General features: G+C 69.3%; 19 protein-coding genes and 1 pseudogene. 12 read left to right on the top strand and 8 right to left on the bottom strand.

Annotated elements, in window-relative coordinates:
- Positions 1-136 precede the first annotated feature (136 nt).
- Genes VET29_RS05720 through VET29_RS05695 form a run of 6 tightly spaced genes read left to right on the top strand, consistent with a single transcriptional unit; the run spans position 137 to position 6,286 of the window.
- A complete protein-coding gene (locus VET29_RS05720) occupies positions 137-1,105 on the top strand; it encodes a D-isomer specific 2-hydroxyacid dehydrogenase family protein (protein ID WP_414636452.1) in 969 nt (322 codons plus the stop codon).
- Complete coding sequence (gene vanA, locus VET29_RS05715) at positions 1,098-2,138, top strand: D-alanine--(R)-lactate ligase (RefSeq protein ID WP_324915567.1); 1,041 nt, start codon at positions 1,098-1,100, stop codon at positions 2,136-2,138. The genes VET29_RS05720 and vanA overlap by 8 nt, the downstream gene beginning before the upstream one ends.
- On the top strand, positions 2,135-2,743 hold the full coding sequence (gene vanX / locus VET29_RS05710; protein WP_324915565.1) for a D-Ala-D-Ala dipeptidase VanX: 609 nt from the start codon (positions 2,135-2,137) through the stop codon (positions 2,741-2,743). Before vanA ends, vanX begins: the two co-directional genes overlap by 4 nt.
- Positions 2,744-2,750: 7 nt before the next feature.
- Positions 2,751-3,218 (top strand): GNAT family N-acetyltransferase, encoded by a 468-nt coding sequence (locus VET29_RS05705; RefSeq protein ID WP_324915563.1) that lies wholly within the window; start codon positions 2,751-2,753, stop codon positions 3,216-3,218.
- A 51-nt stretch (positions 3,219-3,269) separates the two neighbouring features.
- Entirely contained in the window at positions 3,270-5,249 is a 1,980-nt protein-coding gene (gene pabB, locus VET29_RS05700; RefSeq protein WP_324915560.1) for an aminodeoxychorismate synthase component I, read from the top strand.
- Positions 5,250-5,251: 2 nt separating this feature from the next.
- The gene (locus VET29_RS05695; RefSeq protein WP_414636451.1) at positions 5,252-6,286 is read left to right on the top strand and encodes a nitronate monooxygenase; all 1,035 of its coding nucleotides are present in this window, start codon (positions 5,252-5,254) and stop codon (positions 6,284-6,286) included.
- Between the two features lies 1 nt (position 6,287).
- Here the strand turns inward: VET29_RS05695 and VET29_RS05690 are convergent.
- Positions 6,288-7,811 (bottom strand): annotated as a pseudogene (locus VET29_RS05690) (bifunctional lysylphosphatidylglycerol flippase/synthetase MprF); the annotation flags it as partial.
- A 138-nt stretch (positions 7,812-7,949) separates the two neighbouring features.
- On the opposite strand from VET29_RS05690, the gene VET29_RS05685 reads away from it, so the two are divergent.
- Complete coding sequence (locus VET29_RS05685; RefSeq protein ID WP_324915556.1) at positions 7,950-8,768, top strand: putative RNA methyltransferase; 819 nt, start codon at positions 7,950-7,952, stop codon at positions 8,766-8,768.
- A 3-nt stretch (positions 8,769-8,771) separates the two neighbouring features.
- Entirely contained in the window at positions 8,772-9,995 is a 1,224-nt protein-coding gene (locus VET29_RS05680) for a Gfo/Idh/MocA family oxidoreductase (RefSeq protein ID WP_324915554.1), read from the top strand.
- A 301-nt stretch (positions 9,996-10,296) separates the two neighbouring features.
- On the opposite strand, the gene VET29_RS05675 is transcribed toward VET29_RS05680, so the two are convergent.
- The 4 genes from VET29_RS05675 to VET29_RS05660 are packed head-to-tail and all read right to left on the bottom strand — an operon-like array spanning position 10,297 to position 15,031.
- Positions 10,297-11,901 (bottom strand): beta-N-acetylhexosaminidase, encoded by a 1,605-nt coding sequence (locus VET29_RS05675; RefSeq protein ID WP_414636450.1) that lies wholly within the window; start codon positions 11,899-11,901, stop codon positions 10,297-10,299.
- Positions 11,902-11,940: 39 nt separating this feature from the next.
- Positions 11,941-12,771: a carbohydrate ABC transporter permease gene (locus VET29_RS05670; RefSeq protein WP_324915549.1), complete on the bottom strand. Its 831-nt coding sequence runs from the start codon at positions 12,769-12,771 to the stop codon at positions 11,941-11,943.
- The gene (locus VET29_RS05665) at positions 12,768-13,745 is read right to left on the bottom strand and encodes a sugar ABC transporter permease (protein ID WP_324915547.1); all 978 of its coding nucleotides are present in this window, start codon (positions 13,743-13,745) and stop codon (positions 12,768-12,770) included. Before VET29_RS05665 ends, VET29_RS05670 begins: the two co-directional genes overlap by 4 nt.
- On the bottom strand, positions 13,742-15,031 hold the full coding sequence (locus VET29_RS05660; protein WP_324915545.1) for an extracellular solute-binding protein: 1,290 nt from the start codon (positions 15,029-15,031) through the stop codon (positions 13,742-13,744). The genes VET29_RS05665 and VET29_RS05660 overlap by 4 nt, the downstream gene beginning before the upstream one ends.
- A gap of 341 nt (positions 15,032-15,372) precedes the next feature.
- On the opposite strand from VET29_RS05660, the gene lpdA reads away from it, so the two are divergent.
- Positions 15,373-16,758, top strand: a complete 1,386-nt coding sequence (gene lpdA, locus VET29_RS05655; RefSeq protein WP_324915542.1) for a dihydrolipoyl dehydrogenase — start codon at positions 15,373-15,375, stop codon at positions 16,756-16,758.
- 150 nt (positions 16,759-16,908) lie between these two features.
- Here lpdA and VET29_RS05650 read toward each other — a convergent pair whose 3' ends face one another.
- Positions 16,909-18,858 (bottom strand): propionyl-CoA synthetase, encoded by a 1,950-nt coding sequence (locus VET29_RS05650; RefSeq protein WP_324915540.1) that lies wholly within the window; start codon positions 18,856-18,858, stop codon positions 16,909-16,911.
- A 126-nt stretch (positions 18,859-18,984) separates the two neighbouring features.
- Between VET29_RS05650 and VET29_RS05645 the strand changes: the two genes are divergently transcribed.
- Entirely contained in the window at positions 18,985-20,805 is a 1,821-nt protein-coding gene (locus VET29_RS05645) for a serine/threonine-protein kinase (protein WP_324915538.1), read from the top strand.
- Between the two features lie 255 nt (positions 20,806-21,060).
- Here VET29_RS05645 and VET29_RS05640 read toward each other — a convergent pair whose 3' ends face one another.
- Positions 21,061-22,590: a dolichyl-phosphate-mannose--protein mannosyltransferase gene (locus VET29_RS05640; RefSeq protein ID WP_324915739.1), complete on the bottom strand. Its 1,530-nt coding sequence runs from the start codon at positions 22,588-22,590 to the stop codon at positions 21,061-21,063.
- A 106-nt stretch (positions 22,591-22,696) separates the two neighbouring features.
- Here VET29_RS05640 and rsmI point away from each other — a divergent pair, with 106 nt between their 5' ends.
- Together rsmI and VET29_RS05630 are read left to right on the top strand one after the other, a co-directional pair.
- Positions 22,697-23,530 carry a 16S rRNA (cytidine(1402)-2'-O)-methyltransferase gene (gene rsmI / locus VET29_RS05635; RefSeq protein ID WP_324915536.1) on the top strand — a complete coding sequence of 278 codons (834 nt, stop codon included), beginning with the start codon at positions 22,697-22,699 and terminating at the stop codon, positions 23,528-23,530.
- A 56-nt stretch (positions 23,531-23,586) separates the two neighbouring features.
- Positions 23,587-24,570: an aldo/keto reductase gene (locus VET29_RS05630; RefSeq protein ID WP_324915534.1), complete on the top strand. Its 984-nt coding sequence runs from the start codon at positions 23,587-23,589 to the stop codon at positions 24,568-24,570.
- 10 nt (positions 24,571-24,580) lie between these two features.
- Here VET29_RS05630 and VET29_RS05625 read toward each other — a convergent pair whose 3' ends face one another.
- A complete protein-coding gene (locus VET29_RS05625; protein WP_324915532.1) occupies positions 24,581-24,892 on the bottom strand; it encodes a hypothetical protein in 312 nt (103 codons plus the stop codon).
- Between the last annotated feature and the right edge of the window lie 139 nt (positions 24,893-25,031).

Genomic DNA, 25,031 nt, shown 5'->3' with positions numbered 1-25,031 from the left:
GTATTGCCGGCGTATCGGGAACTGGATACGTGCCGGCAACATCGCGCTGTCTTGGATGACTGGCGTGACCTACAGCGAACCAGCGCGTACGGCGACCCACGGTGCCGGATTGCCGGCGTCCGCGTCCTCCTCGGGTGTGTCGGACGTGGGAATCACGGTTTATGGGTGTGGGCCGGAGGAGGCCGCCCTCTTTCGGGAGCTGGCGCCTCGCCTCGGCGTGGTGCCGACGATCACGGAGGCGGCGGTTTCTGAGGCCAACGTCGAGTTGGCGCTTGGAAACCGGTGTGTCAGTGTTGGTCACAAGGCCCGGATTACGAATGCCACTCTTCTCGCGCTCCGTGACGCCGGCGTCGGGTACATCTCCACGAGAAGCATCGGGTATGACCATGTCGATGTGAGATATGCCGAGAGAGTCGGTGTTCTTGTCGAGAATGTCGCTTATTCTCCGGACAGTGTGGCCGACTACACGCTGATGCTGATGCTGATGGTCCTGCGAAACGCCAAATCCATTGTTGGTCGTGTGGACGTGCAGGACTACAGGTTGCATGACGTGCCAGGGAGAGAACTGCGTGATCTGACCGTCGGGGTGGTCGGCACGGGGCGCATCGGCGCGGCGGTGATCGACAGGTTGTGGGGTTTCGGCTGCCAGAAGTTGGCCTACGACATCTGTCCGCGGACCTCCGCCGACTACGTCTCCCTCGACGATCTGCTGGAGCAGAGCGACATCGTCACGCTCCACACGCCGCTCAACGCGGACACGCATCACCTCCTGGACCGTCGTCGTATCGAGAAGATGAAACGCGGTGCGTTCGTCATCAATACCGCGCGGGGTTCGCTCATTGACACCGAGGCCCTCGTTTGGGCGTTGGAAAGTGGGCGGTTGGGTGGTGCGGCGTTGGATGTCCTCGAAGGCGAGGAAGGAATCTTCTACGCCGACTGCCGGGACAGACCTCTCGAAGGCATCCCGGTGTCACGGCTACAGCGGCTGCCGAATGCGCTCGTCAGTCCGCACACCGCCTACTACACGGACCAAGCCCTGCGTGACGCGGTTGAAAACAGTCTCATCAACTGCCTGAACTTCGAAAGCGGGAAGCGGAATGAATAGGTTGAGGATCGGGATCATGTTCGGGGGCTGTTCCGAGGAGCACCCCGTCTCCGTCAAGTCCGCGCAGGAGGTCGCGAAGGTCCTCGACACCGAGAAGTACGAACCGTTCTGGATCGGGATCACGAGGACCGGTGCCTGGAAGCTCTGTGACGGCCCCGGCGCGGACTGGGAGGACGGTCCCTGCCGGCCGGCCATGCTGTCACCGGACAGAAGCGTTCGCGGACTGCTCGTCCTGGAGCGGGGGCGACACGAAACGATCGGTCTGGACGTGGTGTTGCCCGTCCTGCACGGCAAGCTCGGCGAAGACGGTGCGATACAGGGCCTGTTGGAGCTCTCCGGCATCCCCTACGCGGGCTGTGACGTCCAGAGTTCCGCCCTGTGCATGGACAAGTCCCTCGCGTACATCGTCGCCGGCAGCGCGGGAACCGCCACCCCGAAATTCTGGACCGTCACGCCGAACGAGGACGTCGATCCCGACCAACTCACCTATCCCGTCTTCGTGAAGCCGGCCCGTTCGGGCTCGTCCTTCGGCGTCAGCAAGGTTTCTCGAAAAGAGGACCTGCGCGGTGCGGTGGAGGTCGCCAGGCGGTTCGACTTGAAGGTGCTGATCGAGGAGGCCGTCGCCGGCAGCGAGGTGGGCTGCGCGGTGCTGGGCAACGATGCGGACCTGACGGTGGGTGAGCCGGACCAGATCCGTCTCTCCCACGGCTTCTTCAAGATCCATCAGGAGGAAGACCCGGAAAGCGGTTCCGAGAACTCGACGGTGACCGTTCCGGCCGACCTTCCGGTGGAGACGCGCCTGGTCGTTCAGCGGACGGCGAAAGCCATCTATGCCGCGCTGGGCTGCCGGGGGCTTGCCCGGGTCGACATGTTCCTGAAGGACGACGGGACGGTGATTCTCAACGAGGTCAACACCTTTCCTGGCCTGACGTCGTACAGCCGTTATCCGCGGATGATGGCGGCCGCGGGGCTGCCGCTCGCCGAGGTGATCGACCAGCTCGTGTCGTTGGCCCTGACGGGGAAGGCTCGATGAACGACGACTTCGTGTTCGTGGACGAGTTGGTGCCCGGAATACGCTGGGACGCCAAGTACGCCACCTGGGACAACTTCACGGGCAAGCCGGTGGACGGCTACGTGGCGAATCGGATCGTCGGCACGAGGGCCCTCTGTACGGCCCTGGGCCGAGCCCAGGAGCGGGCCGTGTCCCTCGGCTTCGACCTGCTTCTCTGGGACGGATACCGTCCCCAACGCGCGGTGGACTGCTTTCTGCGCTGGGCAGCGCAGCCGGAGGACGGCCGGACGAAGTCACGGCACTACCCGAACATCGACCGGCCCGCGATGTTCGAGAAGGGATACGTGGCCGCCAGGTCGGGCCACAGCCGGGGCAGCACCGTCGACCTGACGCTCTACCACCTGGCCACCGGTGAACTCGTTCCCATGGGCGGTGACCACGATCTGATGGATCCGGTCTCACATCACGGCGCGCGGGGAATCACGCCGGTCGAGGCGGAAAACCGCCGACACCTCCGCGCCATCATGGAGGACTGCGGGTTCCGCCGGTACGACAACGAGTGGTGGCACTACACGTTGACGGACGAACCCTATCCGGACACCTACTTCGACTTCCCGATCGCGTAGTCGAGCCATGCGGATACGGTTGGCACGCACCGCCGACGCCGCGGCCGTGAACGATCTGCTGCACCAGTTGGGCTACGCCCAGGTCGACACCGCGACGACAGCGACCCGGATCCAGGCCTGGCGGCATGACCCGCCCAGCGCGGCCTATGTGGCCGAGACGGACGGCGACCTCCTCGGGCTCGTCGCGGTCCACATCTGCCCGTTCTTCGAACGGACCGGCTCGTGGGGCCGGATCGTGGCACTGGTCGTCGCCGACCGGGCCCGCCGCACGGGTGTCGGCGGTCAGCTCGTGGCGGCGGCGGAGTCGTTCGCCGCGAGTCATGGCTGCGTGCACATGGAGGTCACCAGCGCGCGCCGCCGTCACGACGCACACGAGTTCTACCGCCGCCGCGGCTACACCGAACAAGCGGGAGAGTCGTCCCGGTTCCTCCGCGACCTCGACGAGACCGCCGGACGAGCGCCGGTCCCCACGTGATGGATGACGCCTTGCGTCCGCGACGGCCATCGGTGAAGCTCCGAGATGGCTATGCGCACGTTGATCATCGACAACTACGACTCGTTCACGTACAACCTGTGCCACCTGGTTGGCGCGGTCACCGGCGTGGCGCCCGTCGTCGTGCGCAACGACCAGGCTGTCGACCTCGAGGGCTACACCCACGTCATCCTCTCGCCGGGTCCCGGCCGGCCGGAACGGCCCGCCGACTTCGGCGTCTGTGCCGACGTCATCCGCACCGCCACCGTGCCGCTGCTCGGTGTCTGCCTCGGCCACCAGGGCATCTGCCACGTCCACGGTGGCGCGATCGGCCCGGCCCCGCGCGTCCGCCACGGCCAGACCTCACCCGTCCACCACGACGGCACCGGCCTCTTCGCGAACCTCCCGGCGCCCTTCGACGCCGTCCGCTACCACTCGCTCGCCGTCACACGCCTGCCCGACGTCCTCGAACCCCTCGCCACCAGCGACGACGGTGTGCTCATGGCGGTCGGGCACCGCCACCGGCCGCAGTGGGGCGTCCAGTTCCACCCCGAGTCCATCCGCACCGAGCACGGGCACCAGCTCCTCGCGAACTTCCTCCGCCAACCCCGGGTCCGGCCGGTGGTCGAGGTACTCGGGACACCGCCGGCACGGACGATCACCCACCGGCGCGTCACGACGAAAGCCGGTGCCGAGACCGTGTTCGACACGCTCTACGCCGGTGCCGACTACGCGTTCTGGCTCGACAGCGCCGACCAGCGGAGCTTCTCCGTCCTCGGCGACGCCGGCGGACCGCACGCACGGGTCGCCACCGCCGACGTCGCCACCGGCACGGTCACGGTCCGCAGCGCCGACGGCGACCAGACCGTCCACGGTGGCTTCCTCGACTGGCTCGCCGATGATCTCGCCCGGCACCGGGTCACCCCGCCCGACCTGCCGTTCGGCTTCGCGCTCGGCTGGGTCGGCTACCTCGGCTACGAGCTGAAGGCCGAGTGCGGCGCGCGGCACACCCACCGCGCCGAGCACCCCGACGCCGCCATGATCTTCGCCGACCGGGCGGTCGTGTTCGACCACGACAACGACGAGGTCCACCTGCTGGCGCTCGACGGCACGGACGGCTGGCTCGACGAGGTCGCCGCCGTGCTGGAAACCCTCACCGACCAGCCCACCGACCTGCCGGCGCCGGACCTCGGGCCGTTCCACCTCCGCCACGACCGGGCCGCCTACCTCGACCTGATCGCCGCCTGCCAGCTGGAGATCACCGCCGGCGAGACCTACGAGGTGTGCCTCACCAACCAGCTCACCGCGGACGGCAAGCTCGACCCCTGGCCGTCCTACCGCCGCCTGCGCCACGCCAACCCGGAGCCGTTCAGCGCCCTGCTCCGGTTCGGCGAGCTGAGCGTCCTCTCCGCGTCGCCGGAACGGTTTCTCCTGGTCACGGCCGACGGGATGGCCGAGTCCAGGCCGATCAAGGGCACCCGGCCCCGTGGGGCCACGCCGGCAGAGGACGCCGTCCTGCGACGGGCGCTGACCGAGTCCACCAAGGACCGCGCCGAGAACCTCATGATCGTCGATCTCGTGCGCAACGACCTCGGCAGCGTGGCGGCGGTCGACGGCGTGACCGTGGACGGGCTGTTCGACGTCGAGACGCATCCGACCGCGCACCAGCTGGTCAGCACGGTCCGCGCGCGCCTGCGGCCGGACCGCACCGCCGTCGACGCCGTCCGCGCCGCGTTCCCGGGCGGCTCGATGACCGGCGCGCCGAAGCTCCGCACGATGGAGATCATCGACCGGCTCGAGGGCGGGCCGCGGGGCGTGTACTCCGGCGCGCTCGGCTACTTCTCGCTGTCCGGCGCCGCCGACCTCAGCATCGTGATCCGCACGGTCGTGGCGTCGGAGGACCGGGTGTCCTACGGCGTCGGCGGTGCCATCATCGCGCTGTCCACACCGGACGACGAGGTCGCGGAAACCGCGGTCAAGGCCGCGCCGCTGCTCCGGCTGACCGGCCAGGAGTTCCCAGGGGAGGAACGATGACGATTCTCGACGAGCTGCCCGAGCCGATCGTGCAGGCGCCGATGGCGGGTGGCGGGTCGACGCCGGAACTGGTGGCCGCGGTGTCGAACGCCGGCGGCCTCGGCTTCCTCGCCGCCGGTTACCTGACCGCGGACACCGTCCGCGACCAGCTCGCCAGGACCCGCGAGCTGACGGCCGAACCGTTCGGGCTCAACGTGTTCGTGCCCGAGCGGTCCGGTGTGGACGCGGCGGCGGTCGCGGAGTACGCGGAACGGCTCCGGGCGGAGGCCGAGCGGTACGGCGTACCGCTCGGCGACCCCGTCGGCGGGGACGACGACTGGGACGCCAAGCTCGACGTGCTGTACGAGGCGAACGTGCCGGTCGTCAGCTTCACCTTCGGCTGCCCGTCACGGGAGGTGATCGCAGAGGTCAAGGGGCACGGCTCGCTGGTCCTGGTGACCGTCACCTCGGCGGACGAGGCCCGCGAGGCGGTCGCCGCCGGCGCCGACGGGCTCTGCGTGCAGGGCCAGGAGGCCGGCGCCCACCGCGGGACCTTCGCCAACGAGGGTATCGACCACACGGGCCTGATCCCGTTGCTGCGCAAGGTCTCCGCCGCGGTGGACGTGCCACTCGTGGCGACGGGCGGGCTGTCGGGCGGCGCGGACGTGGCCGCCGTGCTCGCCGCCGGTGCGGTCGCCGCGCAGCTGGGCACGATGTTCCTGCCCTGCCCGGAGAGCGGGGCGAACCCGCTCCACCTCGCGGCGCTCGCGGCCGGCGACGTGCCCACGGCGGTCACCCGCGCCTTCACCGGCCGGCCCGCGCGGGGGCTGGTGAACCGCTTCCTGACGGCGCACTCCGGCGCGGCGCCCGCGGCGTACCCGCAGGTGCACCAGCTGACGAGAGACCTGCGCCGAGCCGGTGACCAAGAGGCCATGTCCCTGTGGGCAGGGCAGTCATACGAGTTCGCGCGTCCACTCCCAGCAGCGGAGCTGGTACGAGAGCTGGCCACGGGCGCACGGTCGGCACTGGCCGCCGCCGCGCGGCGCTGGCCGGCTTAGCCAGGTACGCCCGAAGGACCGCCGCGCCGATCCTTGGCAGGTCACCCGTACTGCGATAGGCCAGGTACAGCGGCTCACGGCGGGGCTGGAACTTGGCCTTGAACGCGTGCAGCGAGGCGAACCCGTACAGCGGCTCCATCAGCCTGCCCGTGACGTCGAGGAACTTCTGCACCGGGCCGACGCTGCCCTTGTCCGACCGGACCAGCGGCGCGCCGGACAGCGAGACCAGGTCGACGCCCTCGGCCTGGAAGGCGAGGCACGCCTCGGCGATCATGAACTCGACAACCGGACGGAAGCCGTCCGCCTTGCGGCGCATCATGTCGAGTGTCCAGCCGCGAGGCTCGCCGGCGCCGTCCAGCACCGGCAGCCAGGACGTGACGCCGTGGACCGTGCCGTGCTCGTCGACCGCGATGCCGACCCGGACGCGCGGGTCCATGGCCTCGGTGACGCCGCCGAGCGTGAAGCCGAGCTCGGGGGTGTGCTTGCTCTTCAGCCAGCCCGCCGACACGTCCCTGACCTGCCGGATGATAGCCGGCGACTCGTCGGCGAGGGTGACCATGCGGAAGGTGATGCCGTCCTTGGTCGCGCGGTTGCGCGCGGTGCGGACGTCCTGCCACTTCTTGCCGCGGAACTCGAGTCCCGGCAGGTCGACCAGGGTGTCCTCGGCGACCTGGACGCGGCGCATGCCGGCCGTGGTCTGCTCGCTCACCGAGAACCAGGCGGGCACCAGGCCCAGCTCGGCACAGTGCGCGGCGAAGGCTCGCGGGGCCTCGCGGCGCCAGCCGGCCGAGCCGACCGGGTCGCCCAGCGCGATGGCGACGCCCGCGTGCCGGCGGTAGGCGACGTAGCCGTCATCGCCGTACAGGTACTCGGTGCCGGGCCAGGTGGCCATCCAGGACATGGTGCCGCCGCCGTAGGTCTCCAGCAGGTCGATCGCCCGGTCACCGGTGGTCACCGGGGTCGCACGGCGGACGAACAGGGGGCCGAGGGGCAGCGCGATCGTGACCGCCACCAGGTGCACGACGTCCGCGAGGTGCCCGATGACCAGCAGTGACCCGAGCACGTAGACGATCAGGGTGGCGCGGGTCCAGAAGCGCCAGCGGGTCGAGAAGGTCGCCGTGAGCACCGCGGCGGCGGCCATCGCGCCGCCGGACGGGCCGACGTCCAGCTCGGACGTCAGTGCGCTGCCGGTGAGGTCCACCAGCCCGATCGCGCCGAACACGCCCGCGACGTGCCCGATCGCCCAGACGGCGACGGTCCTGACCGTGCCGATCCGGTGTTCGAGCAGCCCGACGAACGCGGCGAAGCTGGCGAGCACTGCGACGTAGCATAGCGGCGTTATCGCGAACGGCACGCCGGTGAACACCGACCACCACCGGCCGTCCTCGAAGGCGGGCACGCCGTACGAGAGCCGATCGCCCCACGCATGTTCACCGAGCGGAGTGACGAACGACCCGAACAGAAGGCCCAGCGTGACGATCGCGAGGAACCCGGCGACTGTGAATGGGTGGCGGCGCAGAAACATAGGGCTAAGTCTGACTGCCCGGAGTGTCCGAATCACTGGCGCTGACACCCGAACCTGGGGTATGGCTAGCCGTACCATCCGCGTTTTGTCGGTGCCTCGTGACACCGTCCGGGGCCATGAAGAACCGAAGGTCAGGCCGTGCTCGCAGACATCCTGCCGTACCTGTGCTGCCCTCACTGCTCGGCTGGGTTGACCGTCTCCGGCGGCTCGTTGTGCTGTGGGTCCGGCCATGTGTTCGACGTGGCCCGGCAGGGCTATGTGAACCTGCTGTCCGGCAGGACCCCGGTGACGGGCGACACCGCGGAGATGGTGGCGGCGCGCGACGAGTTCCTGTCGGCGGGACACTACGCGCCGATCGTGGCCGCGACCGTGGCGGCTAGCTCCGGTGACGGCTGCGTGCTGGACCTGGGGGCCGGCACCGGCCACTACCTCGCGGCGGTCCTGGACGCCGTGCCCGACCGGGTGGGCATCGCGTTGGAGATCGCGAAACCGGCGCTGCGGCGTGCCGCACGCGCGCACCCCCGTCTTGGCGCGGTGGGTGCCGACACGTGGCGCCGGCTGCCGGTGCGGGACGGAGCGATCTCGCTGGCGCTCAACGTGTTCGCGCCACGCAACGCGACCGAGACGGCCCGCGTGCTGGCGCCGGACGGCCGGCTGGTCGTGGTGGCGCCGACGCGCACACACCTGCGTGAGGTGGTGACGGCACTGGATTTGCTGACGGTCGGTGACGACAAGGCGGCGCGCGTGTCGGCGTCGCTGCCGGGGTTCGCCGCGTCCACACAGGACAGGCGTGAGTTCTCGATGTCGTTGACACACGAGGAGGTGTTGGCGCTGGTAGGCATGGGGCCGAGCGCGTGGCATCTGGACCGGGCGGCCCTGCGGGTGCGGGTGTCGACCCTGCCGAAGCCGGTGCGGGTGACCGCGTCGGTGACGGTGACGACGTACGTGAAGGAGTAGGGCATGGTGCGGTACGCGATTGTCGGTGCGGGCCAACGCGGCGCGGGTTACGCCGGGTGGATAGGCCGGCACGGCGACCGCGCGCGGGTGGTGGCGGTGGCGGAACCCCGGGCGCGCCAACGGGAGGCGCTGACACGCGAGCACGGCGTCGCGCAGGTGTTCTCGTCATGGCAGGAGCTGGCGGCGCGGCCAAGGCTGGCCGACGTGGCCATCGTGTCCACACAGGACGCCGAGCACGTCGAGCCAGCGATCGCCCTGGCCGGCAAGGGGTACCACCTGCTGGTGGAGAAACCACTGGCACCGACGGCCGACGAGTGCACCCGGCTGGTCGACGCGGTGACCAGGTCGGGGGTGCTGTTCGCGGTCTGTCACGTGATGCGTTACCGGCCGTACACGAGGCTGGTCAAGCGGCTGGTGGACGACGGCCGGCTGGGCGAGGTCATGAGCGTGGACCACGTGGAGCCGGTGGGCCACTGGCACTACGCGCACTCCTACGTGCGGGGCAACTGGCGGCGCAGCGACCAGGCCTCGTTCATGCTGCTGGCCAAGTCGGGCCACGACATCGACTGGCTGAGGCATGTCGTGGGCAAACCGGTCGAGCGGGTGTCCAGCTTCGGCTCGCTACGGCACTTCCGGCGGGCGTCGCAGCCGGTGGGTGCCGCGGACCGGTGCCTGGACTGCGCGGTGGAGCCGACGTGCCCGTACTCGGCGTCCAGGCTGTACCTGGGCATGCTCCGCGAAGGCCGGACGGGCTGGCCGGTGAGCGTGCTGACGGACGAGGTGACGGAGGAGGGTGTCACGGAGGCGCTGCGGACCGGGCCGTACGGCCGGTGCGTGTACGCGTGCGACAACGACGTGGTCGACCACCAGGTGGTGGCGATGGAGTTCGCCGACGGCGTCACGGCGACGTTCACCATGACGGGCTTCACGCCGCACCAGGACCGGCAGACGCGGATCTTCGGGACACGCGGGTACCTGGAGGGCGACGGCGAGGCTGTCCGCGTGCACGACTTCACGTCGGGTGCCGTGGAGACGTTGACGGCTGGGCTGGAGACGGAGGAAGGGCATGGCGGGGGCGACGCGGGGTTGATGGACGCGTTCACCCGAGCGGTGGAGACCGGCGACGCGGGTCATATCTTGTCGGGGGCTCTGGAGTCTCTGGAGTCGCATCTGACGGTGTTCGCGGCGGAGCGGTCTCGGGTTCTGGGGAGGGTGGAGTTGGTTTGAGCTGCTGATCTGGGTGGGTCGGCCGGGGCGGTCGAGCCGGGCCGGGCCGGGCCGGGGGTGGGGCCCCGGGGTGGGGGAGGCTGGCCTGGTAGCGGGGGTGGTTGGGTGGGGCCGGTTTTCGGAGCGGTTCTTTGCTGTGCCCTCGGTTGATCTATGCCCGCGGAGCGGGGGTGGGCGTGCTTCTCGGTGCTCGCCATCGGGTTTGCTTTTCGGCGGTGGGGACCGCGTCTTCCGCGGGCCTGGGGTAGGGAGCGGTCAGCCGCTTCCTACCCCGGCCGAGTGGTGGAACATCGAACCGGTGCTACCAGGGGATTTGTGGCGATCGGTAGAAGTCGACGCCCATCGACTCCCAGCGGGGGCCCTGTGCGGCCAGGCGGGTGCGGAAGCTTGCCCAGTTGTGTGTCGACCATGGGGACCAGCCCAGTTCGGCGATGGCCGGCAGTCTTGGGAAGGCCATGAACTCGATGTTGTCGCTGTTCTCCAGGGTCTCCGACCACAGGGGTGCCTCGACGCCCAGCACGGCGGACACCGGCAGGTTCTCCACATATGCGCCGGGGTTCCAGTCGTATGCGTCGTCCACCTCGGTGAAGCCTGCCCAGGACAGGCCCAGTGGGGTGTTCTCGTCGTACTTCTGGTCTATGTAGGCCTTGTTCGCCGGTGACAGCAGGATCTTGTGCCCGGCCGCCGCGGCTTCCGTGACCAGGTCGTTGCTCGGCTCGGTGCCCCAGAACTGTCCCACGGCGGACGTTGGCGGGGTCGCCTTCAGGTACTCGTGCCAGCCCACGGCTCGCTTGCCCGTTGCCTCGACCATCGGGAAGACGCGGTCGAAGAACTTGATGAAGTCCGGTTCGGTGGTCGAGTGTGCCTCGTCGCCGCCGATGTGCAGGAACGGGCCGGGGGTCAGCTCCGCCAGTTGGTTGATCACGTCCCGCACGAACGTGTACGTGATCTCCTTGTCGATGCACAGCGAGCTGAAGCCGACGTCGGTGCCGGTGTACAGCGGCGGCGCGACGCCGTCGCAGTTCAGCTCGGCGTACGACGCGAGTGCCGCGTTCGTGTGTCCCGGCATGTCGATCTCCGGCACGATCGTGATGTTCCGCGCCGCGGCGTAGGAGACCAGGTCGCGGAACTGCGCCTTGGTGTAGTACCCGCCGGGGCCGCCGCCCACCTCGGTCGAGGCGCCGATCTCGGTCAGCCGTGGCCAGCCGTCGATCTGGATGCGCCAGCCCTGGTCGTCGGCCAGGTGCAGGTGCAGCCGGTTGATCTTGTACAGCGCGATCTGGTCGATGTAGCGCTTGACCTCGACCGGCGTGAAGAAGTGCCGTGCGACGTCGAGCATCGCGCCCCGGTAGGCGAACCGCGGGTAGTCGACGATCCGGCCGGCCGGCACGGCCCAGGGGCCACGCTGTTTCGTGCGGCTCTCGACCCTCCCCGGGAGCAGCTGCCGCAGCGTCTGCACACCCGAGAAAAGGCCCGCTGACGTGCGGGCCCTGACCGTCACGCCGCGCCGGTCCACCGTCAGCTCGTAGCCCTCGGTGCCCAGGCGCGGGGAGACGTAGCCCAGGGTCAGGTTGATGCCGCCGGGCCGGTTGGTGACCACCGGCAGCCGGTAGCCCGTGGACGGGCGCAGCACACCGGCCAGGAACTCACCCACGCCGCGGGCGCCGCGGGAGGCGCCGATCACGGTGTCGCGGGTCAACTCGAAACCGCCGCCGTGGCGGTCAGGTGCGACCGACACCGGCGCCGGTACCACCTGGTACATACGGGACTCCTCGGTTGCGTTGGCAGGTGCGTCGAGACCCAGCACGGCTAGGCCGCCGATCGCCAGCGCGGTAAGCAGACGGGACGCAGGGAACCTGGACACAAGATCCTCCCGAAGGTTCGGACATCCAGGTATAGACCACATATGGTCCAGACCACAAGGTCGCGGGACGGCCGACCCCGGTCAGCCCTTGAGGGCTCCCGCGGTGGCGCCGGACACCAGCTTCCGCTGCACGATCAGGAAGAAGACCAGGGCCGGCAACGCGTACATCACCGACGCGGCCGTGATGCCGCCCCAGTCGGTGCCGAACACGGTCTTGAACGTCGACAGCCACACGGGCAGCGTCTGCTTGTCCTTGTCCCGCATGAACACCAGCGCGTACAGGAACTCGTTCCACGCGGTGATGAACGCGAACACCGACGTCGCGACGATTCCCGGGCCGAGCAGCGGCAGCACGACCCGGCGGAACGCGCCGAACCGGCCGAGGCCGTCGACCATCGCGGCCTCCTCCAGCTCGTACGGGATGCCCTGCACGAACCCGCGCAGCGTCCAGACCGTGAACGGCAGCGTGAACGCGAAGTACACCAGCAGCAGCGACGGCAGCTGGTTCAGCAGCCCGGCGTCCTGCATCAGCAGGAACATCGGGATGAGCAGTGCCTCCAGCGGCGCCATCTGCGCGATCAGCACCAGCAGGAGGAAGCCCTTGCGGCCGCGGAATCGCATACGCGCGAGCGGGAACGCCGCGAGCACGCCCGCGATGAGCGAGCACAGCACGGCACCGACCGTGACGATGAGGCTGTTCATCAGGTGCGAGAGGAAGCCCGGCTTCTGCCACGCGCTGACGAAGTTGTTCAGCGTGAAGTGCAGCGGCACCAGGTCGTAGTCGGGGGTGAGGATTTCGGTCGACGGCTTGAACGCGCTGGTCAGAAGCCAGTACGTGGGAAAGGCGAACAGGATCGCGACGACGACGCCGACCGTGTTGAGCGCGAGTCGCTGGCCCCTGGACTTCTTCACGAGATGTCACCCTCCCGGGTCCGCAGCAACAACTGCAGGTAACGAGCGGTGAGCACGACGAGCACCAGGATCATCAGCACCGCGACCGCGGACGCCACGCCGAAGTGTCGCCCCGCGACGCCGCGCAGGTACATGAGCAGCGGCAGCGTCGTGCTCTCGCCGTCCGGACCGCCCTGGCGGATGGCCCACACCTGCGCGAACACCTTGAAGTCCCAGATCACCGACAGGAACGCGGCGAGCGTGACCAGCGGCCGGACCGCGGGCCAGGACACCGTCGTGAACGCCTGCCACGGTGTCACACCGTCCATTGCCGCGGCCTCGTACAGCTCCTGGGGCGCCTGCAGCAGGCCCGCGTAGATCGTGAAGCAGACGAACGGCACGGCCTGCCAGACGACCAGGATGCCGATCACGGTGAGCGTGCTCGCCCCGCTGGAGAACCACGAGTAGCCCTGGAACGAGTCGAAGCCGAGCTTCACGAGGGTCTTGTTGAGGATCCCGTACTGCTGGTCGAAGATCCACTGGTAGACCGTGGTCGCCGCCAGGATGGGTGTCGCCCACGCGAGGACCAGCGTCACCTGGAGTATCACCCGAACCGTCGCGGACAGGTGCCGCATGAGCAATGCGATCAGCAGGCCGAGCAGTACCGTGCCGGCCACGATCGCGGCCGTGAACAGCACGGTCCGCAGGGTGATCGTCCAGAACTCCGGGTTGGACAGCACCGAGGCGTAGTTGTCGAACCCGACCCAGACGAGCTCGCCGCGGACAAGCTCGCCGAGGTCGAGCTTGCGGAAGCTGATGCCGATGACCTGCACCGCGGGCCACCCGAGCAGCACCAGCATGACGACCACGGCCGGCGTGAGGAGCAGGTACGGGACCGCCTTCTCGCCGAGGTTGATCGTGCGGCGGCGACGTGCGCGCGGCGGTGCCGGCGGGGTGGTCCCCGCCGGCACCGCGGTGTTCACGGTCGCTGTCATCCCTTGAAGGCGGCGTCCAGCGCGGTGTTCGCGTCGTTCGTCGCGGTGTCGAGGTCCTTGGCGCCGGTGAGGTAGGCGGTCAGCATGTCCTTCAGCGGGTTCTGCCCGGCCTCGACGGTCGCCCACTTCGGGGTGGCCGGGGCGGCCTTGCCGCCGCCCTTGGACGCGTCGGCCATGGCCTTGCTGACCGGCTTCGCGTCGAGCGCGGACAGGTCGGACGAGGCGCCCGGCACCATGCCGGCCTCCGCGAGCTGCTTCTGGTACTTGTCGCTCAGCATCAGCTTCAGGTAGTCCTTCGCGAGGTCCGGGTTCTTGCTGTTGACCGGGATCGCGAGGTTCGAGCCACCCTGGAAGACCGGCGCGGCCTTGCCGGCGGTCTTCGACGGGATCGCGAAGGCGGAGGAGTTCTTCTCGATGTCCGGGTTGTCCTTAGCGGCCGTCCCCAGCTCCCACGGCAGCGCGATCATCATCGCGACCTTGCCCTGGCCGTAGATGCCGGCCTGCACGGGGTTCTGCTCGTCGTTGTCCTTGGGCGCGGTGGTCCCGGAGGCGTCGACGAGCTGCTTGTAGAACTCCAGGCCCGCCTTGGCCTCGGGGGAGTTGACGGTGGCCTTGAAGTCCGTGCCGCTCTTCTTGGCGATGTCGCCGCCCTCGTCGTAGATGAAGGAGAGCAGGGTGTACCAGTTCTGGCCGGGCAGGTAGAGCGGCTGGAACTGCGGGTCGCTGCCGAACTTGGCCTTGAGCTTGGTGATCGCGTCGAGCCATTCGGCGCGCGATGTCGGCACCGAGGCGATGCCGGCCTGCTGGAACATGTCCGTGCGGTAGAGGACCACCCGGTTGGCGGCGTAGAACGGCGTCGCGTACTGCTTGCCGTCCCACTCGCCGGAGTCCTTGAGGCTGGACAGCCACTGACCGCCGTTGAGGGAGTCGACGTCGCCGCTCAGGTCGGTGAGGACCTCATCGGCCGCGAACGAGGGCGCCTGGGTGTTGCCGAGCTCGATGACGTCCGGCGGGTCCTGGCTGGCGAGGGCGGTGGTCAGCTTGTCCTGGATGCCGTCCCACTCCTGGACCTCGTACTTGACGGTGACACCGTCGTGGGCGGCCTCGAACTCCTTGTTCAGGGCGCCGGTGAGGGTCTCGGGAGCCGAGCCGCTCATCAGCCAGACGGTCAGCGTCTTGTCACCGCCTCCGCTGTCCTTGCTGCTGCCCCCACCCGAGCCGGCACAACCGGCAGTGGCTAACGCGATGGCCGCCGCGCCGGCCATCAGCTTCGTCAAGCGCTTCACGATCTTTGTCCTTCCGTTGCGCTGGCCGCGCGTCCACTCAGTGGTTCAGACCTACTGGTATAGACCTAGTGGTTTAGACCAATGGGAGAACCTTGGTACCGCGACCGCCCACTGTCAAGACAATCGGGCAAGCTGTTGCCCGTCCGTTTTCGTTGACAGGCAACGAGATGCAAGATTGGTGCGAGAACTGTCCACGGACATCGTTGTCACCGGGTCCTGGGCGGTTGTTGTGAACGTTCAAACGTGAAAGTCGCTCAACCAACCGGTCGGCAGGTACGAAATGTGCGGGGTCGATCCGACGCGCGCGGCGCGCACCCGTCCGGTTCGCCTAGGGTTGCGTCGTGAGTACACATTTCAATGTCGTGGTTCTCGGCGCAGGGCCGGGTGGGTACGTGGCCGCGGTTCGGGCGACGCAGCTCGGGCTCTCGACCGCGGTCATCGAGGAGAAGTACTGGGGCGGGGTCTGCCTCAACGTGGGCTGCATCCCGTCCAAGGCGCTTCTGCGCAACGCGGAGCTGGCGCACATCTTCAACAACGAGGCGAAGACCTTCGGCATCGAGGTCGACGGCACCGTCCGGTTCGACTTCGGGGTCGCGCACGCGCGCAGCCGCACCGTCGCGGACGGGCGGGTCAAGGGCGTGCACTACCTCATGAAGAAGAACTCGATCACCGAGTTCACCGGGCGTGGCACCTTCACCGGCCCGAACAGCATCGAGGTGAACGGCGAGACCGTCACCTTCGACAACTGCATCATCGCCGCGGGCGCGAAGACCAAGCTGCTGCCGGGCACCAAGCTGTCCGAGCGCGTGGTCACCTACGAGGAGCAGATCCTCACCCCCGAACTGCCCGGCAGCATGATCATCGCCGGGGCGGGCGCGATCGGCGTCGAGTTCGCCTACGTGCTCGCCAACTACGGCGTCGACGTCACGATCGTCGAGTTCCTGGACCGGCTCGTGCCACTGGAGGACGTCGAGGTCTCCAAGGAGCTGGCGCGGCACTACCGCAAGCTCGGCGTCACCGTCCTGACCTCCACCCGCGTCGAGTCCATCGACGACTCGGGTGACCAGGTCACCGTCGAGGTCTCCGCCAACGGCGAGCGCAAGACGCTCAAGGCCGACAAGGTCCTGCAGGCCATCGGGTTCGCACCGAACATCGAGGGCTACGGGCTCGAGGCCGCCGGCGTGGCGACCACCGACCGCGGCGCGATCGACGTCGACGAGTACTGCCGCACCAACGTCGAGCACATCTTCGCGATCGGCGACGTCACGGCGAAGCTCATGCTCGCGCACAACGCCGAGGCCATGGGGATCGTCGCGGCCGAGAGCATCGCCGGCGCCGAGACCATGCCGATCGACTACCGGATGGTGCCGCGCGCGACCTACTGCCAGCCGCAGATCGCGAGCTTCGGCTACACCGAGGAGCAGGCCCGCGAGGCCGGCTTCGACGTCCAGGTCGCCAAGTTCCCCTTCACCGCCAACGGCAAGTCACACGGCCTCGGCGACGCCCGCGGTTTCGTCAAGCTGCTCTCGGACAAGAAGTACGGCGAGCTGCTCGGCGGCCACCTCATCGGCCCGGACGTCACCGAGCTCCTTCCCGAGCTGACCCTGGGCCAGCAATGGGACCTCACGGTCCACGAGATGGCCCGTAACATCCACGCCCACCCAACCCTGGGCGAGGCCGTCAAGGAAGCCATCCACGGCCTGGCCGGCCACATGATCAACCTCTAACCCGCGAGTCCCGCGTTCACACACCCGCGAGTCCCGCGTTCAGACATAGCGAGTCCCGCGTTCGCACATACTGAGTTGCGGTTTCATGCAGGTCGATGTGCACGAAACCGCAACTCATGGTGTTTGAACGCGGGACTCGCGAGTGTTCGGTCAGGTGACCGCTTGATTCGCGGCTTGACCGGCCGCTTGATTCGCGGCGTGGTCGGCGGCGTTCGGGGTGTGGTCGGCGGCGTGGAGGATTGGGCGCAGTGCGTCGAGGACGGTCGGGTCCTCGATCGTCGACGGGACCGGCTCGTCACGGCCGTTGGCGATGCCCCGCATGGTCTTGCGCAGGATCTTGCCCGACCGCGTCTTCGGCAGCCCGTCCACGACCGACACGTCCCGGAACGCCGCCACCGGCCCGATGTCCCGGCGCACCGCGGCCACCAGCTCGGCGCGCAGCGTTGCCTCGTCGATCTCCACACCGGCCTTGAGCACCACGAACCCGCGCGGCAGCTGCCCCTTCACCGCGTCCGCGACGCCGATCACCGCACACTCCGCCACCGCAGGATGCGACGCCAGCACGGCCTCCATCGACCCCGTCGACAGCCGGTGCCCGGCCACGTTGATCACGTCGTCGGTGCGGCCCATGACGAACACGTAGCCGTCCTCGTCGACGTAGCCGCCGTCGCCGGTCAGGTAGTAGCCGGGGTACCGGGACAGGTACGACTCGACGTACCGGTCGTCGTCACCCCACAGCGTCGGCAGCGTGCCCGGCGGCAACGGCAGCCGGATGGCGATCGCGCCCTCACCGCCGCGCGGCATCTCGTTGCCGTCGGCGTCCAGGATCCGGACGTCGTAGCCGGGCACCGGCACCGACGGCGAGCCGGCCTTGATCGGCAGGTCGTCGAGGCCACGCGGGTTCGCGCAGATCGCCCAGCCCGTCTCCGTCTGCCACCAGTGGTCGACCACCGGCACGCCCAGCTTCTCGCTCGCCCAGTGGTACGTCTCCGGGTCCAGCCGCTCGCCGGCGAGGAAAAGTGTCCGGAAACCGGACAGGTCGTACTTCGCCACCTCGGCCGCGGATGGATCTACCCGCTTGATCGCCCGGAACGCGGTCGGCGCGGTGAACAGGGCCTTCACCCCGTGCTCGGAGATCACCCGCCAGAACGCGCCCGCGTCGGGGGTGCCGACCGGCTTGCCCTCGTACAACACGGACGTTGCGCCGGCCAGCAACGGGGCGTACACGATGTAGGAATGACCCACGACCCAGCCGACGTCCGACGCGGTCCACCACACGTCGCCGGGATGGATGTCGTAGATGTTGGGCAGCGACCAGGCCAGCGCGACCGCGTGTCCGCCGTTGTCCCTGACCACGCCTTTCGGCTTACCGGTCGTGCCGGACGTGTACAGGATGTAGAGCGGGTCGGTGGCGTTGACCGGCACGCACTCGGCGGGCGACGCGCCGGCGACCAGCTCGTCCCAGTCGACGTCCCGGTCACCGAGGGTCGCGCGGGCCGCGTCACGCTGCAGGACGACCACCCTGTCCGGCTGGTGGATGGTGCCGGCCAGCGCCTCGTCGATGATCGGCTTGTACTCGACGACCCGCGTCGGCTCGATGCCGCACGACGCCGCGACGATGACCTTCGGCGTGGCGTCCTCGATCCGGCTGGCCAGCTCCTTGGGGGCGAACCCGCCGAATACCACGGAGTGCACCGCGCCGAGGCGGGCGCAGGCGAGCATCGAGACGGCCGCTCGTGGCACCATGGGCATGTAGATGATCACCCGGTCGCCCCTGCCCACACCGAGCGAGCGCAACGCGCCCGCGAACGTCGCGACCTCGTCCCTCAGCTCACGGTAGGTGAACGACGCCTTGCTACCCGTCACCGGCGAGTCGTAGATGAGCGCGGTCCGGTCGCCCCGGCCGCCGTCGACGTGCCGGTCGAGCGCGTTGTGGCACGTGTTCAGCACGCCGTCGGGAAACCATCGGTACAGCGGAGCCGTCTTGTCGTCGAGGGCTCTGGTCGGCGGGGACACCCAGTCGATCGAGTCGGCGGCCGCCAGCCAGAAGGCGTCCGGGTCCGCGAGGCTTCGTTGGTACGCGTCCTGGTAGCTACCCATGGGTACTGAACCTAGCCCGTCGCGGCAACCTGGTCACTGTCCTCAACGTCGACATAACAGGTCGACATAGGGGGGAACCTTCGACGTGGACGTCTGGTCTGATGAACGGAAAGGGAGGGAGGGCCGGTGAACCTGCTCGTCGAGATGGGTAGTTCCCTGCTCTCTCTCGCGCACACCATCTTCCAGCCGGCCTTCTGCCCCGGCGACTGGGTGTGGGCGACGATCATGGCCGGGTTCCTGGTCGGGCTGCTGCCGCCGCTCGGCGCGGTGCTGATCGCGCTGGTCCGCAAGGGCACGGGCAACACCTACAACCCGGTGACGCTGTCGGTGTTCGGGCTGTTCGGGGGCGCGTTCGCGTTCATCCTGCCGTGGCTGTACACGATGGGCGCGTCGGAGACGTTCCGGACGGTGTTCCACAACACCGTCGCGGAGCCCCCGGTCAAGCCCTTCAACTCGAACACCGGTCTGACCATCGGGGAGGCCGACTCGATCACGCAGAAGTTCTGCGGGGTCGACGCCCAGTCCTCCTACCTCGGTGGCCGCGCCACCGTCTACGACGTGCTGTTCCACCCGTTCGAGAGTGGCCCGATGCTGGCCCTGCGGTACGCGATGCTGCTCGTGATTCCGGGCATCGCGGTGCTGTTCGTGTGGCTGCAGGCGCGGATGGCGTTCCGGCGCGGTCCGAAGTGGCCCGGCCGGCTGCTCTGGCTCCCGTTCGTGGCGGCGCTGCTGCTGAGCGCGGCGGTGGCCGTGAACGTGGCGACGTACATGTGGATCGGCCTGCTGCTCGCGAGCGTGCTGGGGTTGTTGCCGCTGCTCATCGTGGGTCCGCCGAGCTGGTCGGTGATCGAGAAGCGGTACAAGCAGGACGCGGTCGCGCAGCAGCCGTCGCAGCAGCGGCCGCCCCCGTACCAGGCACCGCAGCAGCCGCAGCCCTACCAGCCGCCGCCTCCCGTGCAGCCGGCGCGCATGCCCCCGCCGACCAGGGTGGCGCCGCGGATGCCGGAGCCCGTGCCGGACCGGCAGGCACTCGCCGCGCTGGCGGCCGACCCCGGTCCGCTGCCGTTCCCGTCGGAGAAGCCGACGTCGATCATCCGGGCGGCCGGGAACCGGTTCCAGAAGCTGCGTCAGCTCGGCACCGGCGGGTTCGGCACCGTGTGGCTCGCGAAGGACACGCAGCTCAACCGGACCGTCGCGATCAAGATGGCGCACGCGCCGGACGCGGAGACCGAGGAGCGGATGCTGCGGGAGGCGCGGGCGCTGGCGGCCGTGCATCACCCGAACTGCGTGCGGGTGTACGACATCGTGTCCGACGGCGACGGCCTCGGGTTGATCATGGAGTACATCGAGGGCGAGCAGCTGGCGGAGGTCGTGCACGGGCAGGGCGCCCTGTCGGACCTGCAGGCCGCGCGGCTGTGGCTGACGATGGCCGGCGCGCTGACCGCGGCCCACGCGAAGGGCGTGCTGCACCGCGACGTCAAGCCGGCGAACGTGATCGTCGACCCGGAGGGCATGCCGCACCTGATCGACTTCGGCATCGCCAGGTCCAAGGGCGACCAGACGCTGACCGCCGCGGGAATGATGGTCGGCACGCCCGACTTCCTCGCGCCGGAGACGGCGACCGGCGTCGCCGCCACCCCGGCGTCCGACGCCTGGCAGCTGGCGGCGACGGTCAGCTTCGCGCTGGCCGGTCACCCACCACGCGGCGTCCGCGAGAACGCGATGGCGGCCCTGATGGCCGCGGCCAAGGCGGAACCCCTGTCCCACCTACCGCGCCGCAGCACCCACCTACGGCTGCTGACCGCGTCCCTGGACAAGGACCCCGCCCGCCGCCCAACCCTGGCCGCGGTCCAACGCGAGATGACGGCCTGGATCGCACGCGCCGGCCAGGAGACCGCCGGCCCGGTCACCCAGATCGTGTCCCGCGCCCACATCAACCCCCGCTAACTCCGCGAGTCCCGCGTTCGAGCACCGCGAGTCCCGCGTTCGCGCATACCGAGTCCCGCGTTTGAGCACCGCGAGTCGCGCGTTAAGACACCGCGAGTCGCGCGTTCGAACACTGTGAGTCCCGCGTTCAGACGTACCGAACTGCGGATTCGCGCACCCGGCCCGACCAAGATCGGCACGAAAGCGCAACTCGCTATGGGCGAACGCGGGACTCGCTATGTCTGAACGCGGGACTCGCGGGCTTGTGGGGGAGGGTTAGCGCCAGGAGGGTAGCCATAGTTCCTGTTGCCAGCGGGTTTCGGTGATCGAGTCGCCGTTCAGGATGGGCCACAGCCAGACGAAGTTGGACACGACGATGCCTACGTACAGGGCGACGACGAGCAGGCCTGTGCCGCGTCGTTCGTAGCCGTCGCGGACGGTGCCCATGATCTGGCCCAGGACCAGCACGATGCCGAGGACGAGGAACGCGGCCATCGGGGTCGCGTAGAAGAAGTACATCTGCCGGTCGAGGTTCATGAACCACGGCAGCAGGCCCGCCAGGTACGCCACGACGACGCCCGCGTAGCGCCAGTCCAGTCGGCCGATCATCCGCCACAGGCCCCAGCCCAGCACCGGCAGCGACACCCACCAGAGGGCGGGCGTGCCGATCAGCATGGTCGCGCTCACGCAGTGCTGCTCGCCGCAGGCGACCGTGCCGCCGTCGTAGTAGTAGAGCATCGGCCGCAGGCTCATCGGCCACGTCCACGGCTTGGACTCCCACGGGTGCTGCCCGGTCACCGGGGTCACCAGGTGCTCGTGGAAGTTCAGCACGTTGCCGGAGTACTGCCACAGCGACCGCAGGGCCTGCGGGATGAAGTCGTACCAGCCGTGGTGCACGGACTCCTCCGCCAGGTGCCGGTCGACGCCCGTCTCCGAGGTCAGCCAGCCCCACCACGTGGCCAGGTACACGAGGATCCCGACCACCACGAACGCCCACAGTCCCGGCAGCACGTCCTTGTAGAGCGTCCCGCGCCACGGCCGGTCCACCCCCGCGGCACGCCGGGCCGAGGCGTCCCACAAAACCGTGAGCAGGCCGAACGCCATGATGAAGAACACGCCCGACCACTTGGACCCGCAGGCGAGCCCGAGCGAGACGCCGCCGAGGAACCGCCACCAGCGGAAGCCGAGGTACGGGCCGTACACCGACTCCGTAGCCCAGCCCTCGCGGACGGACACCGCCAGCCGGCCACGCACCTGGTCCCGGTCAAGCAGCAGGCAGCCGAACGCCATCAGCACGAAGAACGCCAGGTAGATGTCCAGCATCCCCATGCGGCCCTGCACGTGCGACACGCCGTCGCAGATCAGGAGCACGCCGGCAATGCCGCCGAGCAGCGTCGAGCGGGTCAGCCGCCGCGCGATCCGGATGATCATGAGAATCATGAGCGAGGCGCACAGTGCCGAGACGAACCGCCAGCCCCAGCCGTTGTAGCCGAACAGCCACTCGCCGAGCGCGATGAGCTCCTTGCCCAGCGGCGGGTGGACGGTCAGCTCGTAGGCGGGGTTGTCCTCGTAGCCGCCGTTGCGCAGCATCTCCCACGCCTGCGGCACGTAGTGCTTCTCGTCGAAGACGGGCGTGCCCTGGTCGGTCGGGAAGCCGAGGTTCTGCAGCCGCACGAAGCCGCCGAAGACCGCGAGAAAGCCCGCGACCAGCCAGCCACGTAGCTTGTCCTTGGGCATCGGCTTGCCGATCAGGTGGATCTCGGCGAGGTCGGCTTCGGACAGCGGCCGACCGCCCGCGCCACCCAGGCTGGGCGAAACCTCAGCCACGCGATCGACGGTAAGACTCACGGGCAAGGATCGTAGGCGGCGCGATGTGGCGTCCGTGTCTGGATCACCAACTCGGAGCGATGTGATGACTGAACCCGGCAGGCTCGTCCTTGCCGCGACCCCTCTCGGCGACTCGCGGGACGCGTCCCCGCGCCTGGTCGAGGCCCTGGCCACCGCCGACGTGGTCGCGGCGGAGGACACCCGCAAGACCCGTGCGCTGGCCGCGGCCCTCGGCGCCACCATCGCCGGCCGGGTGGTGTCGTTCTACGACGCGGTCGAGACGAGCCGGCTCGCGGGACTGGTCGCGGCGGTCGAGGGTGGGCAGACGGTGCTGCTGGTCACCGACGCGGGCATGCCGAGCGTGTCCGACCCGGGGTTCCGCCTGGTCGCGGCCTGTGTCGAGCGGGACCTGCCGGTCACCTGCCTGCCGGGTCCCTCGGCGGTGACGACCGCGCTCGCCCTGTCCGGACTGCCGTGTGAGCGGTTCTGCTTCGAGGGCTTCGCGCCCCGCAAGGACGGCGAGCGCCGGCGGTTCTTCGCGGCGCTGGCGGAGGAGCCGCGCACCGCCGTGTTCTTCGAGTCGCCGCACCGGATCGCGGCGACGCTGTCACTCGCCGCCGAGGTGCTGGGGGAGGAGCGCCGCGCGGCCGTGTGCCGGGAGCTGACCAAGACCTACGAGGAGGTCCGCAGGGGGAGCCTGCGCGAGTTGGCGGACTGGGCGGCGGACGGGGTGCGCGGGGAGATCACGGTGGTGCTGTCGGGGGCCGAGCCGCGGCGGGAACAGGACGTGGACGCGTTGGCCCTGGAGGTCCGTCGCCTGGCCGACGAGGGCATGCGGCTGAAGGACGCGGCGGCACAGGTGGCCGCGGCGGCCGGCGTGAGCAGGAAGACGCTCTACGACGCGGCGGTCCGCGTTTGACCTGGAGCGTGCTCCAGGGTGTTTGCTGGGTGTCAGTCACAGCGAAGGAGAAGCACGTGGTTGGCAGGCGAAGGCTCGGTGACCTGGAGGTTTCGGCACTCGGGCTCGGTTGCATGGGGATGTCCGCGACCTACGGACCCGCCGACGACGACGAGTCGGTCGAGGTCATCCACCGGTCGGTCGAGCTGGGCGTGAACTTCCTGGACACGTCCGATGTCTACGGCGTCGGGCACAACGAGGAGCTGGTGGGCCGCGCGATCGCGGACCGGCGCGACCAGGTGGTGCTGGCGACCAAGTTCGGCATCAGGCGGGTCGTCGGCGGCGGCGTCGTCGAGGTCGACGGCAGCCCGGAGTACGTCCGCGGCGCGATCGACCGCTCGCTGAAGCGGCTGGGCGTCGACACCGTCGACCTGTACTACCTGCACCGGCGCGACCCGAACGTCCCGATCGAGGACACCGTCGGCGCGATGGCCGAGCTGGTGAGCGCGGGGAAGATCCGCCACCTCGGCCTGTCCGAGGTGAGCGCGGAGACGCTCCGCAGGGCACACGCCGTGCACCCGATCGCCGCGCTGCAGTCGGAGTACTCGCTGTTCAACCGGGGCGTCGAGGCCGAGGTCCTGCCGGTGGCGCGGGAGCTGGGTGTCGGCCTGGTGCCGTACTCGCCGGTGGGCCGCGGCCTGCTGACCGGCGACCTGGACACGTTCCGCAATCTGCCGGAGAACGACTTCCGGCGCGGGCTGCCCCAGTTCCAGGGCGAGAACCTGCAGCGCAACATCGCGCTCGCGGAGCGGGTCGTCGGCGTGGCGAAGACCGTCGGGGTGACACCCGTCCAGGTGGCGCTGGCCTGGCTGCTGGCACAGGGCGAGCACATCGCCCCGATCCCGGGCACCAAGCGGGTGAAGTACCTGGAGGAGAACGCGGGCGCGGCCGAGGTGTCCCTGACCGCGGACCAGCTGGCGGAGATCACCTCGGCGGTGCCAGCGGGTGCGGTCGCGGGGGACCGCTATACCCCGGAAGGGATGAAGGCCGTCAACCGCTGATGCCGTGAGCTCAGGGCAGTTCGGCGAGCGCGGCGGTTCGGTGAACCACCGTCGAGTCGCTGTCGGCCAGCATCGCGAGGGCCTCCGGCTCGACCTTCGCGGCGGTGATGTCCTCGCCCGCGAAGTCCTCGATGGCAGCCAGCGACTGCCACATCGTGTGGGCCGTCAGCTCGACCAGCTCGCCGACCGGCCGGGTGAGGAGTACCGCGCCCTGGAACCCAGCCAGGGCGCGGAGCTCCGGCAGCAGGGTCTTGCCGAAGTAGTTCTGGTAGTCCGCCGCGCCGGCCTCGGTCGCCCGCGCGGACCATGTCCTCACGATCACGCGCCCAGTCTCAACGCCCTGGCAACCGAATTACGGGGCGTCCCGAGAACCAGCGTCACACGAGAGTCCCTTTGGCTCGGGCTCACCGGGTGAAAGTTATCCACAGGCGGCGCTGACCAGCGGTTTTGTCCGTGTCGGC

Source organism: Actinophytocola sp., from assembly GCF_035634895.1.
Taxonomy (GTDB): Bacteria; Actinomycetota; Actinomycetes; order Mycobacteriales; family Pseudonocardiaceae; genus Actinophytocola.
This window is presented reverse-complemented; position numbering and strand designations above follow the sequence as displayed.